We start from the raw sequence: 246 nt of genomic DNA on the forward strand, positions 1-246 counted from the left end.
AATCTTGTGAGGAATGGGTTGGACGAGGTTGTATGGTTTGGGTTGCAGAATATCTCTGGATAGCTGATATAAGTGAGGGTAGTTGATGGAATGGTGAAGTTGATGAGTTTTGGGAGGTGTCGAGAGGTGGAGGTGGAGGGTGAAATGGAGGGGAAAGGTCTGGGGAAGGCTTGTTTGTTGAGGAAAGAGAGGATGGTAGGGGTAAAAGTGGATTTGATTGAGATGTATTTTATGGAGTGAAGTGAG

1 protein-coding gene is annotated in these 246 nt (G+C 45.5%); it reads right to left on the minus strand.

Annotated features, from left to right (window positions below; translation table 11 throughout):
• Positions 1 to 228 (minus strand): dihydroneopterin aldolase (locus FS736_RS25630; RefSeq protein WP_395883961.1); only part of this gene is annotated, 228 nt, incomplete at its 3' end.
• Positions 229 to 246 lie beyond the last annotated feature (18 nt).

This window comes from Cytobacillus oceanisediminis 2691, assembly GCF_007678455.1.
Classification (GTDB): Bacteria; Bacillota; Bacilli; order Bacillales; family Cytobacillaceae; genus Mesobacillus; species Mesobacillus oceanisediminis_A.